The sequence below is a fragment of the Lactiplantibacillus sp. B652 genome, from assembly GCF_023806745.1.
GTDB lineage: Bacteria > Bacillota > Bacilli > Lactobacillales > Lactobacillaceae > Lactiplantibacillus > Lactiplantibacillus pentosus.
Window position 1 is genome coordinate 80718 of record NZ_JAMSKY010000008.1, and the last position, 17099, is coordinate 97816.

The window sequence follows — 17099 nt, forward strand, 5'->3', positions numbered from 1 at the left end:
TTAGACACTTGCCGTGGCCGTGTTAAAATTTGAAGTGAATCAACGATTGTGAATTTAGTATCAATCATAAATTTTATAATATGTAAACCGTTTACTTGTCTGTTTTAACGTTGTTTATAATCTGGTTATCCAGCCTTAAGATAACCGTTTAAAACCGTTAATTTAGCCAAGTTTGTGAAAAATAGAATTGGTGGGTGACAACCATGGAATTGAAAGAAAAGCAGGATATAACCATGAAGCATAAAACATACTTACCGCTAGCTGCTGGAATTTACTTAAATTACGCCATTTTAGGGATGGCGACCATTATCGTCTCGCAATATGGCAGTCAATTCCAAGCCCTATGGCACACCGATGTTAAGGGAATTTCCACTGTAATCGCCATGATTGGAATTGGTCGCCTCTTAACGATCCTGATTGCCGGCTACCTCTCTGATCGGCTCGGACGCAAAGGCACGATGCTGATTGGCATGGTTGCGCAAATCCTATTCTTAGCTGGCTTATTCTTCAGCACCAATCTCATTAGCGCCTGCATTGCCGCACTATTTATGGGTGCCACTAATTCCTTTGGTGATACTGCAAGTTACCCGGCACTAACTGATGCCTTTCAGGAGCAAGCCGCTAGCATGAATTCACTCGTCAAAGCGGCGATGTCACTGGCGCAATTCGTGTTACCATTTATCGTCGCAGCACAGCCAAATGCGCAAATCACACTGGTCATCATGGTCGTGGTGATGGTCTTAGACATTGTCTTGATTGCCCTGGCAAGCTTTGCACCGCAAACATTGACCCAAGTACACGCTAAAAACGAGCCTCAGAGCCAAGCGCTGAACACGCCAACTAATTCTAATGCGGCACAGCCGTCTATGTTGATCGATGGTAGTCTCTTGATCATCGTGGGATTCACGTTGTCATTTACATTTTATATTTTCTCGCAGTATGCACCTAACTTCGGAAGTAGCGTTCTAAAACTCGGACTCAATAGTTCCAAGTCATTGATTTCCTGGTACGCGATGGCCTCATTGATCTCTGTCTTTATTACGTCATCCTTAGTCACACGCATCAAACCTATCAAATTGATTTTCGTTTACACGTTAATCTCATTCTTAGCATTGTTACAAATGGTCGTGATTCCTAGCGCTGACGGTGCTCGTTTGACCGCTATTGCAATCGGCTTCTTCGCTGCTGGTGGAATCTGGCAACTGGGACTAACCTTACTCAGCCAATACTTCCCGGCCGAAAAAGGCAAAGTGACCGGGTATTATAGCTTCGCGACTGCCCTAACATTCTTTGTCGGGCCATTGGTCTCAAGCTTCATTATTGATGACACGGCCGCTAGCGTATTACATGTCTTTGAAATTGACACGGGCGTTACCTTACTCAGCCTCGTAATCGTTATCATTCTGATGATTCGTAATCGAAAATTTGCAGACTAAATCATGGTTGATAAAGCAGGTGTGACTCTGAACAGATGTCTAATAGAATTCGTCACCGTGGCACTGGTTCTGAAATGATGCCGAATGGCGTTCGAAATCAGAGCATACGCTTTGAACCTGATCATGCTAGAAGACAACTTAGTAGAATAGCTTTAAATGAATAGGACGAGTAACCCAAATCGGTTCCTCGCCCTATTTCAGTGTGCCGTGACGATTTATCCCACGCGCACCTGCTGTTTGATATTACGCCCGCACGCTCACGATAATCTGTAGTAGTACCATTAATGCCGCCAAGATATCCAATACCCAGCCACTCCAGATATAATAGTTCTCCATCGGACGGTATTTTTGACGCGTGACTTTGAGGTTCTTTTCATAGAGTCGATTAAAAAATACAAATAGCCAAATAAAGAACCATAAAATCAAGCAAAAGACCGGATAGATAAAAATATTGCTCTTGATTCCCCACGGTTCCAAACTCGTGACCGCAGTTGGCACATAGACTTTACCAGGTAACAATGGATAGGCAATTACCGCTAACAGCAGCGGTACTAGTGCTAAAATCGTCTGTCCCCATAAATTATAATGACCATGCTCATCCTTAATATTAAACACGTGCCCAACCTCCCTTGATTAACCAGTGTATTGCATACGGCAATTGCTGGTTCCACAGTTGCCAATCATGATGTCCTGCTTGTGAGTGCCATTCAAACCGCTCTTTGAAAACAGCAGCTAATTGTGGTCTAAATGCTTCATCCATGGCGTTTAAAATATCTCGATCACCCGTCGTCATTAAGACTCGCAACGTTCCCCAGTCGGTTGAATGCTGCAGTAAGTATTGTAAGTCAACAGCCGTATTCTGTAATTGTTCTGGTGAAAACGCCAAATCAAAATCAGGCATAATGTCGGCTTGTTCCACGTGAAACTTTTTTAAATCTGTTACCGGCGACAATGCCGCCACCGCTGCAAACTGTTGCGGATAGGTCAACGCATAGCGTAGCGCTCCGTATCCGCCCATCGAATTGCCTAACAAATAGTTGTCAGCTGGCCGTGCAGATAATGGGAAAATGTAACGCATTCGAGTGGGTAGCTCACGTGTTAAGTAGTCCCAATACCGTGGCCCATGCGCCATATTTGTGTAAAAGCCCCGACCGGTCTCCGGCATCACCACTGCAACCCGATACTGCGTCGCTAACAATTCAATGGCCGTCCGCCGTATCCAGGACGTGGCATCGCCACCCAATCCATGCAACAGCCAAATGGTTGGTAAGCGCTGGTCTCCACTCATATAAGCCGATTGGACTTGTCCAGCGGCATTTAAAGGTTCCGGTAAAATCACTTGGACCTGTGCAGGTTGCCGTAAGATATTTGAATAAAAATTATTACTGTGAATTGACATGTGCTCCTCCTATCAAATGCCCAATCAACGAATTTGATTCATTGCCACTGACTTTGAATCACTGCTCAATCTAAGTCCAAAGTAATTCGGTAGCATATAACTGATGGTATATTCAAGCGTCTGATCACCTTGAAAGACCCACCGTTCAATTTTGATAATCATCGTATCTAGGCCAACGTGCAGGTAATCCGCCACGCGCTGATCAGGAACACAGGTAGCCGCATACTCTTGTTCAAACGGCTGTCTTGAGAGGTCAAGTTGCGAATGCTTGCGAATCAAAGCATAGATTGAATGGACTGCTCTTAACTTTTTAAGTGCACCTGCCGGAATCAGTGAGGATAAGTACCATGATTGGGAGAACTCAAATGGGGCCCGCTTCATTTCGCGCAATCGTTCTAAGTACCAAGTTGCCACCGGCTCAGCGAATCTTGCACGGGCGGGTGGCACAGTCTCTTGATTGGCGACGAGTACGGCGACCTGTTCCTCATCAACATCATAAGGATGCGTGTCCGTGATTCGTACTGCAGTGCCCCGATTAAACTTGGACACGAAGCTTCCCTTTCCTTGAATTCGGTAAATATACCCTTGGTCAGCCAACGTATTTAAGACGCGCACGACCGTCGTTGAACTAACTTGATACTTTTTTCGTAACTCGCTCTCGCTATAAAATGGCGCGTTCTTACGAAAATGATTTGAATTCAGCTCCAAGATCAATGCATTTAAAATTGTTTGATAAATTGGTTCCTTCCGACTCATTACCCTTCACCATCCCGCATTAAAGTTAATGCATTAAATGTCTATACTTAATCAAAATTTAGGCCTATTCGTTACAAATAACGTTATGAAAGCGTTAACTATACTGCTATATTATGCTATACTCACTGTTGAAATCAAGTTAATGCATTAACTTTTTTGAAATTAGGGGGGATAATTTACAACTACTTGAACCAACCAAACTTTTTAAGGAGATGAATGAATCATGGATAATTCACGTACGTGGAAAGATAAAACGGTTGACGTCATGAGTAAAATTGCAGCCAACCGTTATTTACGTGCTATTCGGGACGGGATGGCGGTTATTATTCCAGTTACCATCGTCGGCTCGTTCTTTACGATCGTCACGCAACTACCCATTACTGCTTGGACAAACTTTATTAAGCCCTACGCCGCTGGTTTAGCAATTCCAATTAATTTTTCAATGGGCTTTATGGCGATTTATGCGGCATTTGCCATTGCAGGTCGGTTAGCTGAAGATTACCACTTCGACCATATTTCAACCGGGGTCGTCTCAGTAATGGTCTTCCTATTGTTAGCGGTCAAACCAATTACGACCACGCCCGCTGCTTTCAAAGCACTGGGCTTAAAGGCCGCTGCGACCGTGGTGCCATTAACACACTTCGGGGCTGCCGGTTTATTTACAGCGATGCTTGCCGGGATTCTAACAGCCGAAGTCACTCGGCTCTGTCGTGATCATCATCTGGTCATCACGTTACCAGATGGGGTCCCACCGGCTGTTGCCGCTTCATTCTCAGCTTTGATTCCAGCGACCTTCTTAATCGTTGGCGCTTGGGTCATTCACGTTGGGTTGAATTTTGACGTTAACGCGTTCTTACAATGGGTCTTCAGTCCATTAGCCTACTTTGGGCGTGACAATTTGATCTCAGTTATCGTTCCAATCCTCTTAACCGATATTGTCTGGTTATTCGGGATTCACGGTGCCGCTTTGGCCACCCCAATCTTCTGGCCATTATGGTATCCAAACCTGAACGAAAACTTAGCTGCTATTTCTAAAGGCGCTACTGCAGCAACGGTTCCACACTTCATGACTGAACAATTCTTCCAATGGTTCGTCTACGTTGGTGGTGCCGGTGCAACACTGTCTCTGTGTATCCTATTAACCTTCTTCTCTAAGTCGACTTATGGCAAGACAATTGGAAGGGTTACCATTATTCCTGGGATCTTCAACATTAACGAACCCGTTATCTTCGGTGTGCCAATTGTGATGAACCCATACTTCGCTATTCCATTCGTACTGGCACCATTGAGCATGGGGATTATTACTTGGGCAGCCACCGTTCTCCACTTAGTCAGTCGGACGGTCGCATTAGTCCCTTGGACACTTCCTGGACCAATTGGGGCATTGATGACAACTGCTTGGGACTGGCGCGCTGCCGTCCTATGTATTATTAACATTATTGTCGCCACTTTCATCTACTACCCATTCTTCAAGATTTGGGATCGTAAACAATTAAAGGCTGAACAGGATGCTGCTAAAGCCGACGCTGAAAAAGCGGCTCAAGCACAAGCAGCTACTGCCGAATAGCGCAAGGTTTACGAACACTGATAACTTCAAACCTAAGTATGAGTCATAATGAAACTGATCGATTTTTGTCTAATTCATGGCCATCAGTCTGGCTGGATGATGGCCATGAATTAGACCGTTATCATTAATCACTCCATGAGGACTGCTGCTTGTGCCGCAGTCCTTTTGGTACATATTCTAAGAAACGAGGAAACTACTATATGAAAGCAGATATTAACCAACTGACTACCGAAAGTCGTAATCCGGCCAGTAATCACTTAGACGAAATGTCCGTACTTGCTATTGCACAATTAATGAATCAAGAAGACGCCAAAGTTAGCCAAAGCATCGCGCCACAATTACCCCAAATCGCCGCTGCCATTGACTTGATCGTTAAAGGTTTTAAAGCTGGCGGTCGCCTGATCTACATGGGTGCAGGTACTAGCGGTCGTTTAGGCGTCCTCGATGCCGCAGAATGCGTTCCAACATTCGGTACCGATCCATCAATGGTTCAAGGCCTGATTGCTGGAGGCGCTCAAGCCATGACCGTCGCTGTCGAAGGCGCCGAGGACGATTTCAACCTCGGCGGGCAGGATCTTAAAGCGTTAAAATTAACGGCTAATGACGCGGTCGTGGGTCTTGCAGCTAGCGGCCGTACGCCATATGTCATCGGTGCACTCGACTATGCGCACGAAATTGGTGCGGCCACGATTAGCTTAGCTTGCAACGCGTCAGCCCTAATCAGTCAACATGCCCAGGTGGCAATTGAAGTCACTCCGGGTCCCGAAGTACTCTCCGGGTCAACCCGTTTGAAAGCCGGGACAGCTGAGAAAATGGTGCTGAACATGCTGTCTACGATCTCGATGGTCAAGATTGGCAAGGTCTACCATAACTTAATGGTCGACGTCAAACCAACCAACGAAAAGCTCGTCATCCGCGCTAAGCATATGATTGAACTGGCAACCGGCGTTTCTGCAGATGAAGCTAGCGAACTGTTCACTGCTGCTAATCAGAACGTCAAGACTGCCATCGTCATGAATTTAGCTAATGTTTCCGTTACTGAAGCCGAACAACGTTTGCAACGCGCGCATGGTGTTGTTCGAGATGCCCTATAGGAGGTGGCGCAATTATGACCTACTTAATCGGCGTTGACTGCGGCGGTACCCACATCGTTGGTCAAACTTGGACCACTTCTCCCGAGCACCTAGTCCAAAGTGTGACAGGTGGTCCCGGGAACGTCGTCTTAGACTATACTGGCGCAATCGCCAACTTAACCGGCGTCTTAGATCAACTGGTTGCGCCCATCCCCGCTGACCAAGTCGGCCTAATTCTAATTGGAATCGCGGGTATTGAAACTGCCGGCCATGCGGATGAAATTCAGCAACTCGTCAATCAGCGCTATCAGATTAAGACTCGTGTTATTAGTGATGCCAAACTCGCGTTGCTGAATGGGCTCGCCGGTGCTGATGGCCTATTAGTGATTGCTGGGACTGGCTCGGTCGTTTATGGCCGTCAAACGGGCCATTTTCTCCGCGTTGGTGGCTGGGGCTACGTTCTGGGTGATGAAGGAAGCGCCTATGACATTACTAAGCGGGCGTTTAAACAAATTCTCACTCGGACGGATGCCGGACAAACCAGTCAATTGACTAAGCCGCTGCTAGCTCAACTGGACGCTTCCAGTGTGCCAGCCGCAGTGCAACGGTTCTACGCTCAAAACCGGCAGACAAATGCTCAATTAGCACAACTAATCGCTAGCTTAGCTGATCAGGGAAATTCGGAAGCAATCGCAGTATTGGTGGCATCGGCGCAAGCACTAGCGCAACAAGTGATTACCTTATATCAGCGTTTTGAAACGCCACGGCCACAAAACATCGTCCTCTCAGGGTCTGTTTTGCAGCATAACCAATTGGTACGAGCCGCGTTAACTACCGCCATTCATCAGGTCGTACCAACAGTTAAATTCAACGATATAACAACTAATAATGCCCACGCTGCCCTTTATTGGCATTGTTGGGCTCAGGAGGAAAATAATTAATGACAATGCGTCAATTAGGATTATCAATCTATCCCGACCATAGTGATTTCGAAGCAAATGCGGCTTATCTAAAATTAGGCCATCAATATGGTTTTACGAGAATCTTCATGAGTATGCTAGAAGTTTCAGGAACGGTTGCTGAAACCAAAGCTAAGTATCAAAAAATCATTGACGTTGGTAATCAACTCGGATACCAAACAATCCTGGACGTCTCACCCCGTATCTTCAAGCAATTAGGTATTTCATATAAGGATCTCAAGTTCTTTGCTGATTTGCACGTTGCTGGTATTCGGCTGGATGAAGGCTTTGACGGTGCCACTGAAGCCATGCTGTCATATAATCCATACGGCTTAATTATTGAGCTCAACATGAGTAACGACGTCGACTACCTCAATAATATTCTTAGTTATCAAGCTAATGTGCCATTTATTTATGGATGCCATAACTTCTACCCGCAAGTTGGCACGGCTCTGCCTTACGACTTTTTCGTCAAATGTAGTGAACGATTCCGAAAATTCGGCATTCACTCCGCCGCATTTGTGGCAAGTCAGGTCGGCACGATGGGGCCTTGGAACGTTAACGACGGCCTTCCCACGCTGGAAGCTGATCGCCGCTTACCGATCGCCGTTCAAGCCAAGCATCTCTTTGCTTCAGGGCTCATCGATGACGTAATTATCGGCAACGCCTACGCCAGTGAAGCAGAACTAGCCGCATTAGCCGCCATCAATCGCTACCAGGTGCAATTCCACATTGAATTTGAATCTCACGTCAATGAGATTGAAAGAACAATTGCACTGACACCTCAGCACTTCCGCCGAGGTGACATTAATCCGAACGTCATCCGCTCCACAATGCCGCGAGTGACCTATAAGGAGACACCCAACGCTCCGCACGATAATGATATTGAGTTCCAACGTGGGGACGTCTTAGTTGGAAATGATGATTTTGGTATTTATAAAAACGAGTTGCAGATTGTCTTAAATCCGCACCGTGAACCCCGTAAGAATCGGATTGGTCGGATTACGCCTGAAGAATTACTGCTGCTTGATTTTATTAAGCCTTGGAGTAAGTTTCGATTTGTGGATTAGACTTAACGACTAAACAAACCCCAGCGAAAAATTCGCTGGGGTTTGTTTAGCTTTTATAATTTTAGTTCACTACTTTGTCTTAACAGTGGTCATTCCTTCAGTAAATGAGACTGGTAGAATATCCCGCGATACAGGATGGCGCTTACCTTCACCACGAATTTGCTGATTGAGATTATCTGTAGCAGTCTGGGCAATTAGCTCAACCGGTTGTCGAATAGATGACAACTCAGGAAGGGCATTTTGAGAACTCTTTCCACCGTCAAAGCCAATAATTTGCACCTTATTTGGCACGTCGATTTTCATCTCTTGAAGTAAGGTTAAAGCCATTTTGGCATAGGCATCTGAAATCGCAAAAATACCTATTTTTTGATCCGAGAAATCAGTTATGATTTCTTGAAGTGTCGCCATCATTGCCCTTTTGAGTACATCACGACCCTGTTTACTTGAAGGCAACTCGTACACCTTATTAGACAAGTGTTGCTCATTACAAAAATCAGTAAATCCCGTTTGTCGTGATAACATGGCACCCATCGAATCCAAATCAAATCCCAAGCAAATATATTGAGTCACATCACGTTCACGAAAGGCTTCAGCTGCAAGCTGTCCGCCCGCATAGTTATCAGAAGTCACTAGTGGGAACAGACCAGTTTTCTCTTTTTCAATCGCAACCAATGGCATTTCGGCATCAACATGTTGCGTTAAATCAGAATATGAGATTGTGATAATTCCAGCGACACGTTGTTCCTCAGCCATTGTGACGTACTCTCGTTCATGATCGAACTCACTATTGGAGATACAAAGAATCATTTTATAGCCTTGTCCCTCAAGATTCTTTTGAATCCAATACGTCAATTCCGCAAAAAAAGGCGTCCATACTGTTGGAATAATTAAAACAACAAATGTTGATTTACTAGCCCTCAAATCGCGTGCCGCAGTGTTGCGTACATAGTTTAACTTGGCAATTGCTCGCTCGATACTTGCTTTTGAATCCGAACGGACCGGTCGATTATTTAAATAATTAGACACTGTTCCCCGCGATACGCCTGCTTCCTTTGCGACATCATTCATGTTGCTCATTGATTAGATACACTACTCCTTCATATGGCTTTAAAAACAATGTTGGGTTTAAATCGTTAGGCGTGTCCTGATAATTTGACAAAACTAGCTTACCGTTTGCATTTGCAATTTCTTTTGGCAAACTATATCTAACCTTCTTGTCAGAAAACGATCCTAACACAATTAATTTCTGTCCGTCTAACTGTCTTTGATAGGCAAAAACACTAGAATCATTAGCACTAATTAATGTAAAGTCACCATCAATTGTCAGCTGTGACTGTAATTTTAGCGCAATTAGTTGCCGATAGAAAGCTAGAATTGAATTTTCATCACTCGTAGCTTCAATTACATTTATTTTAGCATAATTCGTATTGACTTCGATCCACGGTTTATGAGATGAAAAGCCACCATTGACCGTATCTTCCCACTGCATTGGCGTACGTGCATTATCTCGTGATTTCCGTGCTAAAAAGGTCATTATCTGCTTGTGAGAAACATGTTCTGACTGTAGAAACGCAGCAGTATTATGTGCTTCAAGGTCTTTGTACTGGGATAACGCTGTGAAGTGCGCATTGGTCATTCCAATCTCATCACCTTGATAGATAAATGGCGTTCCTTTTTGCAAAATCTGAATCATCGCTAACATTTTAGCCGATTTCACACGATAACGGCCCTCATCACCAAATCTAGATACTAATCTTGGCTGATCATGATTACCTAAATATAGTGCATTCCAACTTAGCGTCTTCTGCCAACGAGCCATCGATTGTCGTAGATCACTCATTTTGAAAGTGACATCAGAATAACGGCCATAGGCACCATAGTCAACATGCATATGTTCAAACTGGAAAACCATATTTAATTCCTGACGATTAGGCTCCACATATAATTTCGCTTGATTCATTGATGTATGGGGTGTCTCGCCGACTAACATAATATCAGGATACTTACTGTAAATTACTTGATGCATTTCCTTCAAATACTCATGAATATGAGGACCATTTGCTGTGCCATAATAGTATGCACCAAACTTCTTATTGTCCTCGACAGGAACATCCTCAAATTCAGCGTTTTTGGACAAGAAGCTGATTGAATCCATCCGAAATCCATCAACACCCTTTGCAAGCCAAAAGTCCATCACATCATAAACGGCATAACGTAATGCTTTGCTATCCCAGTTTAGATCCGGCTGTTCCTTGGCAAAAAGATGTAGATAATACTGGTTACGTGCTTTTACATACGTCCAAGCTGAGCCACCAAACACCGATCCTAGATTGGATGGTGCCGCCCCATCCGGTTTTGGATCACGCCAAATATAATAATCACTATATTTGTTATCTCGACTTAGCTTAGATTCACGAAACCATTGATGCTGATCAGAAGAATGGTTAACGACTAAATCAAAAATTAATTTTAAGCCCCGTTGATGCGCCTCAGCAATTAAAGCTTCCATATCTTGCATCGTACCAAAATCTGAAGCAACTTTTTTATAATCTGAAACATCATAACCATTGTCAATTAATGGTGATTCGAAAAAGGGTGTTAACCATAACGTATTCACGCCAATGCTTTTAATATAATCTAACTTTTCAATAATTCCCCGTAAGTCTCCAATACCATCATTATTAGTATCATTAAAACTTTGAGGGTAAATTTGATAAACTACTGCTCGACGCCACCATTCATTCGTCTTCATCATCTTTATCCCCCAAATTAAGCTGATTAATGTATACAATCTGATTTTTAGCATCCGTAACAATTGCTTCAATTCGTTCGGCTGTTAAATACTGATTGACTGGCTCCATGACAAGTGCCATGGCAAGTGGTAGATTCATTCCGGTTAAAATATGAGTATGCGGACGATTCAAATATTGAGTCGCTTTTTGATTGACACTACCTGCCATCAAATCAGTCAGTATGACAACCTCATCATCCTCACCAAACTTCGCCATTGCCCGCGCCAAATCTTCATCAACGGGAGTATTACTCATATAGGCCGTAACGACCTCAACGTTCAAATCGTCACCTGCGAAGAAGCGCAACGTTTCTACCAGCCCCGCCGAGAATGTGCGATGTGATGCAACAATAAATCCTCTCTTCATCCCAAATACCACCTTTTATATTATGACTTAACACCTAAAATACCTGTTGCTGCACCAATCAACGAGATAACAATAATTAGTAAAATAATTCTAGTTGGTGTCCATGACTTCTTGCCCAGCAGCCAGTAAATCAGTGCTGTTAGTAATACTGGTAGTAGTCCCGGCATTATTTTATCCAAAACTCCAGATTGTAGCGCCAAAGTTACTTTTCCGGTATGAAATTTAAACGGCGTATAAACTGTAACAACGGTCGCAATCAGCGTTCCAATGACCATCAGTCCCATGACAGAAATGGCGTCCGTAAATAAATTGATCTTATTACCTAAAGTTGTGACCAATTTAGTCCCAGATGTATATCCAAGATTGAAAAGCCACATTTTCACCCAATATAATGCAATGTACATCAGCATCCAGATAACAGCGCCAATGGCATTACCCTGCAATGCCATATATCCAGCAATCGACCCCATAATAGTCGGGAACAGGATCCAGAACACTGAATCACCGACACCAGAGAACGGCCCCATTAGCGAAGTTTTCAAGGATTGAACGGCATCTTTGGCTTTTAGACCATCCTTTTCCTCCATTGCGAGCGAGGCGCCAAGAATGATATTCCCCATTTGGGGTGTTACATTAAAATACTTATAGTGATTGTCCATCGCCTCAATATAGTCATCATCATTGGGATAGATTTTCCGTAAAGCACGAGCCATTGAAAATGCAACTGAGGGTGCCTGTTGTGTTTCGTAGTTATATCCTAGTCCTGCAGAAAAAATCCATCTCCGAAACATATGTTTCCGTTCTTTAACTGATAATTTTCCAGTAGTATTTGACTTATCATTCATCATAATCATCTCCCTGTTCTGCGCTAGTAACAGCAACGGCTTTATCAGCATCTTTTTGAGAATTGATTCGATAAATTGCTAATGCAGCTGCAGCACCTAACAAAGCAACACCGAGTACAGGTAACTTTAAGTATGCAGAAAACACAAAGCCAACGATCAAATACGTGAAATATTTTTTAACTGGCATATAATGCATTAACATTCCAACCCCGACCACTGGCAACATCCCACCAGCAATTGTTAGACCATTCGTAAACCAAGTTGGAATAACATTCAAAATAGCTTTAACAAGCGGTGTTCCGAACGCTACGACCAATAATACTGGAATAATGTATTTCAACATCCAAACACCGACTGAACAATAAAATGAGATTTCCATTTTACGAAATTTCTTTTCATGCAGATACTTCTGTGACAAGTGCGCAAAAAAGTTATTAATGATTTTAGCGATAACATCTAACTGAAGCGTCAACATACCAACTGGTAACCCTACCGCAATGGCCGTTCCAGTATTAGCATGAGTACTTATCGCCAAATAAACACTTACAATAGTTGCTAGACCATACTCAGGGACAGATGAGCCACCAATACCTGCAACGCCTAGTGACATTAATTGTAAGGTCCCGGCAATAACAAGCGCTGTTGTGACATCTCCCATAATGAGTCCCATAACCAAACCAATGGTAACCGGCCAATTATTTAATACTTGACCACCAGTTCCGTTATCCCACGCCATCCAGGCTGCTAACAGGATAATCAGTATATTTTGTACAAATATTGGCATTTTTAGTTTCCTCCAACTCGTTTAATCACGGTTTCGAGTGTAAGTGCATCTTCTTCCGGCGTATATTGGAACTTAACTGGAATCCCCATGCTACTTAATTCTTTCAAGTCTCGCAGTTCGTCATCATTAAGGGCAACACGCTTTGTATAGGTCCGACGACCAGCATCCTCAAAAATAACACCTACATTAACTTCAGGAATTTCAACCCCAGTCTTTACCAACGTGAGCAACATGCTAGGTTCTTTGACAATCAAAAACACTCGTTGTGAATCATAATTTCCGTTATTGAAATTATTAATTGCTTTTTCATGGTTAATAATTGACATGCCTGTACCTGCTGGCTTGCTCATCCGCATGCTTGCTTTAACCATCTCATCTTGACTAACAACATCGTCAACCACCATGTATCGTTTAGGACGGAGTTCCCCATTCCATTGATTTACTGTAACTCCGTGAATTAATCGTTGATCGATTCGTGCTAATACAACTGGCATAAAAAGCCCTCCTTATATAACGTTCCAAAAACACTAAAAATAGTTACATAATTGAATAAATATGATTTATCAGAGTTAAAACTTTGAACGTTCCAACTTTATGATTTAAGAATACCACCTTCTTTTATAAATGCAAGCGTTTTCCATCCGATGCTATTCACTCATCACGCTAGCAACACCCTTAAACTCTAGTGAACTAGCAGATAAATCATATAATCATGTCGGTCGTGGCGCCAACGCCTTTCGATAGCCAATTAATGCAGCTAGAAACAGTAGCTCCACAGTATTCACAGGCTAAACCACCAACTCTGAAATGCGGCTTTAAAAAGGATTCTCAATTCCTTTATAGTACTTTTAGGGATTATCTTGCTAGATTCTCACAGATTTTTGAATCTCTCGACCTTAGCGATTCAATTTCAGGTTGCTAGGCACAAAAGGGCACATTGGATAGTTTTAAAAAACTACTCAATGTGTCCTTCCTCTTAACTACTAATATATTTATTTTTCTACATCAGGATGCAAACAGTCAATCTAAATCATTCAGATTCCTTAACCAACCCATTATTCTTAATCACATCTTGATACCAGTAGAACGACTTCTTAGGATACCGGGCCAATGTGCCGTTACCCTGGTCATCCAAATCCACGTAGATGAAGCCATAGCGCTTACTCATCTCACCAGTGGAAGCACTGACCAAGTCAATGCAGCCCCATGGCGTGTAGCCCATCAAGTTGACGCCGTCGTCGATTGCACCAGCCATCGCTTCGATGTGTTGCTTCAGGTAATCGATTCGATAGTCATCTTCTACGTGGAAGTTCTTATCTGGCTTATCGATTGCACCAAGGCCATTTTCAACAACGAACAGTGGCTTTTGATAACGGTCATATAACTCATTGAGGGCAATCCGCAGACCAGTTGGATCAATCTGCCAGCCCCAGTCGCTCGCTTTCAAGAATGGGTTCTTAACGCCACCCATTAAGTTACCAGCGACCGTGTCCGTCACACTACCCGTGGTTTCAACCGCACTCGACATGTAATAACTAAACCCGATGTAATCCACTGGATATTGTTGCAACAGCGCTAAGTCACCATCAGTCGTTTCCAGGTCATCAAAGGTTAAGTCGTATTCAGCTAACAACCGTTTCGTGTAGGCTGGATAAGCACCACGAACCTGCACGTCCGCACAGAAGAAATTGAAATCTTGGTTGTGCTGTAAGTTCGCTAACTGGTTGACAGGATTGGAATCGTACGCATAACTCGTCGCGTACAGAATCATGCAGCCAACTTGAATGTCATCCCGCAATTCGTGCGCGATTTTAACAGCTTTGGCACTAGCAACGAATTGATTATGCCAAGCTTGAAAGACGTTCTTCTTATCGTTTGCACCCGTTGATGGGACTAAGCCTTGGCCCATGACTGGAAAATGCGCGGCACTGTTGATTTCGTTGAATGTCATCCAGTACTTGACCTTATCCGCATACCGCGTCAAGATTGTCCGTGCGAATGTTTCATAGAAATCGATCAGATAGCGATTCTTCCATCCACCATAGCGTTTGGCTAAGTTCAATGGCAGTTCATAATGTGAAATCGTGATGACCGGTTCAATATTATGAGCCAAGCATTCGTCAATCACGTGGTCATAAAACGTCAGTCCCGCTTCATTTGGTTGGGTCTCATCACCATTTGGAAAAATCCGTGACCACGCAATTGAGAAACGGTAACACTTAAAGCCCATTTCGGCGAATAGCGCGATATCTTCTTTATAATGATGATAAAAATCAATACCTTCATGGTTTGGATAGGTGTATTTATCTTTATCAATGGTCCAATCAAAGTCCGGCTGACTAACGATCTTGAACCGCTCTTTACCACCTGGCAAGGCGTCGGCAATCGATAATCCGCGGCCACCTTCTTGATAGCCACCTTCTAATTGGTTAGCAGCTGTCGCACCGCCCCACAGGAATCCTTCTGGAAATTCTGACATGTCATTAACACCCTTTCTAGCCAACGAGAATGATAGCCCTTACAACCAGTATAAACATTTATTGGCTTTAATGGCAATGGTTACCCATTAATCTAAATCTTCCCCATTCGAAGCAATAACCTTCTTATACCAATCAAACGAATCCTTCTTCATCCGCTTGAGACTACCGTTACCTTCATCATCCTGGTCAACATAGATGAAGCCATACCGTTTGGACATTTCGGACGTCCCGGCACTGATAACATCGATACAGCCCCAAGTCGTGTAACCCATCAGGTCGACGCCGTCTTTGACTGCTTCCTTCATCTGTTCGATGTGTTGACGTAAGTAGTCAATGCGATAGTCATCATGGATCTTACCGTCGTCACTGATTTTGTCTTCGGCACCTAAGCCGTTTTCAACAACAAATAGCGGTACCCGGTAACGATCCCAGAATTCATTGAGTGTGATGCGTAGGCCAACTGGATCAATCTGCCAGCCCCAGGCACTGGACTTCAAGTATGGGTTCTTACCACCCATAGATAAGTTACCACTAGCCTGTTCGACGTCGTCAGTGGCAGACGTGATCGTCGTCATGTAGTAGCTAAAGCTCAAGTAATCTACCTTACCTTCAGCTAACAACTGTTCATCGCCAGGTTCCATCTCTAGTTCAATACCATTTTCGACAAAGTAGCGGTTCATGTATTCTGGGTATTCACCACGTACTTGGACATCGGTGAAGAACAAGTTCAATTGATCTTGAAGTTGTGCCGCACGCACATCGACCGGATTTGGGGTGTTGGCATACGTCTGCATCCGAGCGAGCATTGAGCCGATCTGAGCTTCAGGGTCGATTTCGTGACACTGTTTGACCGCAATCGCGCTAGCAATAAATTCATGGTGTAGCGCTTGGTAACGTAATTGCATTTGGTCATGCACATTCAAATCACTGTCAACCGCACCCGTACCAGTGAAACCCCAAGTTGAGGCGTTGATTTCATTGAAGGTCAACCAGTACTTCACAACACCCTTGTAGCGTTTGAATAGCACTTCAGTATAGCGCGTGAAGTCCGCAATCGTCTTCCGACTAGCCCAACCATTGTTGGTTAAGGTCAGGTTCAGTGGCATTTCGTAGTGTGAAATCGTTACCAAGGGTTCAATGCCGTACTTATGGCATTCTGCAAAGACATCGTCGTAGAACTTCAATCCAGCTTCATTGGGCGTCGTTTCATCGCCCTTTGGGAAAATACGGGCCCAGGCAATTGATAGCCGGTAAACTTTAAAGCCCATTTCAGCAAATAACTTGATATCTTCCTTATAGTGATGATAGAAATCAACACCACGACGCTTTGGATACCGTTTATCAGATTGATCATCGATGGCTTCTTGGATACTTTCCTTGGTCACTTCGTTCATGGACATGACTTTACGGTCAGTCGCTTTTTGAACAACTTCAGCGGTCGTTAATCCTTTACCATCAACGTTCCAAGCCCCTTCAACTTGGTTGGCAGCCGTTGCGCCACCCCATAAAAAGTCCTTTGGAAAACCAGTCGGCATTGTCTTTGAATACATAATTGAAAACTCCTTTTAGTTT

General features: G+C 43.7%; 16 protein-coding genes. 5 read left to right on the forward strand and 11 right to left on the reverse strand.

Annotated features, from left to right (window positions below; all coding sequences use genetic code 11):
- Window positions 1-233 precede the first annotated feature (233 nt).
- A complete protein-coding gene (locus MZO40_RS10710; protein WP_105960687.1) occupies window positions 234-1436 on the forward strand; it encodes an MFS transporter in 1203 nt (400 codons plus the stop codon).
- Between the two features lie 243 nt (window positions 1437-1679).
- Here the strand turns inward: MZO40_RS10710 and MZO40_RS10715 are convergent, their stop codons facing one another.
- The 3 genes from MZO40_RS10715 to MZO40_RS10725 are packed head-to-tail and all read right to left on the reverse strand — an operon-like array spanning window position 1680 to window position 3591.
- A complete protein-coding gene (locus MZO40_RS10715; protein ID WP_088770458.1) occupies window positions 1680-2051 on the reverse strand; it encodes a hypothetical protein in 372 nt (123 codons plus the stop codon).
- Complete coding sequence (locus MZO40_RS10720) at window positions 2044-2835, reverse strand: alpha/beta hydrolase family protein (RefSeq protein WP_088770457.1); 792 nt, start codon at window positions 2833-2835, stop codon at window positions 2044-2046. Before MZO40_RS10720 ends, MZO40_RS10715 begins: the two co-directional genes overlap by 8 nt.
- A 24-nt stretch (window positions 2836-2859) precedes the next feature.
- Window positions 2860-3591, reverse strand: a complete 732-nt coding sequence (locus tag MZO40_RS10725) for a GntR family transcriptional regulator (RefSeq protein ID WP_088770456.1) — start codon at window positions 3589-3591, stop codon at window positions 2860-2862.
- 223 nt (window positions 3592-3814) lie between these two features.
- Here MZO40_RS10725 and MZO40_RS10730 point away from each other — a divergent pair, with 223 nt between their 5' ends.
- The 4 genes from MZO40_RS10730 (at window position 3815) to MZO40_RS10745 (ending at window position 8260) form a co-directional block, all read left to right on the forward strand.
- Window positions 3815-5158, forward strand: coding sequence for a PTS sugar transporter subunit IIC (locus MZO40_RS10730; RefSeq protein ID WP_105921844.1), 1344 nt, complete (start codon window positions 3815-3817; stop codon window positions 5156-5158).
- Between the two features lie 200 nt (window positions 5159-5358).
- Window positions 5359-6252, forward strand: a complete 894-nt coding sequence (murQ, locus tag MZO40_RS10735; protein ID WP_105960677.1) for an N-acetylmuramic acid 6-phosphate etherase — start codon at window positions 5359-5361, stop codon at window positions 6250-6252.
- 14 nt (window positions 6253-6266) lie between these two features.
- Complete coding sequence (locus MZO40_RS10740; RefSeq protein ID WP_122217918.1) at window positions 6267-7172, forward strand: ROK family protein; 906 nt, start codon at window positions 6267-6269, stop codon at window positions 7170-7172.
- Window positions 7172-8260: a DUF871 domain-containing protein gene (locus MZO40_RS10745; protein WP_105960679.1), complete on the forward strand. Its 1089-nt coding sequence runs from the start codon at window positions 7172-7174 to the stop codon at window positions 8258-8260. The genes MZO40_RS10740 and MZO40_RS10745 overlap by 1 nt, the downstream gene beginning before the upstream one ends.
- Before the next feature lie 69 nt (window positions 8261-8329).
- Here MZO40_RS10745 and MZO40_RS10750 read toward each other — a convergent pair whose 3' ends face one another.
- From MZO40_RS10750 to MZO40_RS10785, 8 genes are all read right to left on the reverse strand, one after another.
- Entirely contained in the window at window positions 8330-9337 is a 1008-nt protein-coding gene (locus MZO40_RS10750; RefSeq protein ID WP_105960680.1) for a LacI family DNA-binding transcriptional regulator, read from the reverse strand.
- The gene (locus tag MZO40_RS10755) at window positions 9321-11012 is read right to left on the reverse strand and encodes an alpha-glucosidase (RefSeq protein ID WP_105960681.1); all 1692 of its coding nucleotides are present in this window, start codon (window positions 11010-11012) and stop codon (window positions 9321-9323) included. Before MZO40_RS10755 ends, MZO40_RS10750 begins: the two co-directional genes overlap by 17 nt.
- Window positions 10999-11418, reverse strand: coding sequence for a PTS sugar transporter subunit IIA (locus MZO40_RS10760; protein ID WP_105960682.1), 420 nt, complete (start codon window positions 11416-11418; stop codon window positions 10999-11001). The genes MZO40_RS10755 and MZO40_RS10760 overlap by 14 nt, the downstream gene beginning before the upstream one ends.
- A gap of 20 nt (window positions 11419-11438) precedes the next feature.
- Window positions 11439-12263, reverse strand: a complete 825-nt coding sequence (locus tag MZO40_RS10765; RefSeq protein ID WP_396415499.1) for a PTS system mannose/fructose/sorbose family transporter subunit IID — start codon at window positions 12261-12263, stop codon at window positions 11439-11441.
- Window positions 12256-13047 carry a PTS sugar transporter subunit IIC gene (locus tag MZO40_RS10770; protein ID WP_088770447.1) on the reverse strand — a complete coding sequence of 264 codons (792 nt, stop codon included), beginning with the start codon at window positions 13045-13047 and terminating at the stop codon, window positions 12256-12258. The genes MZO40_RS10765 and MZO40_RS10770 overlap by 8 nt, the downstream gene beginning before the upstream one ends.
- Before the next feature lie 2 nt (window positions 13048-13049).
- Window positions 13050-13541 carry a PTS sugar transporter subunit IIB gene (locus MZO40_RS10775; RefSeq protein WP_105960683.1) on the reverse strand — a complete coding sequence of 164 codons (492 nt, stop codon included), beginning with the start codon at window positions 13539-13541 and terminating at the stop codon, window positions 13050-13052.
- A gap of 536 nt (window positions 13542-14077) precedes the next feature.
- Complete coding sequence (locus MZO40_RS10780) at window positions 14078-15526, reverse strand: glycoside hydrolase family 1 protein (RefSeq protein ID WP_105960684.1); 1449 nt, start codon at window positions 15524-15526, stop codon at window positions 14078-14080.
- 87 nt (window positions 15527-15613) lie between these two features.
- On the reverse strand, window positions 15614-17077 hold the full coding sequence (locus tag MZO40_RS10785; protein ID WP_105960685.1) for a glycoside hydrolase family 1 protein: 1464 nt from the start codon (window positions 17075-17077) through the stop codon (window positions 15614-15616).
- Between the last annotated feature and the right edge of the window lie 22 nt (window positions 17078-17099).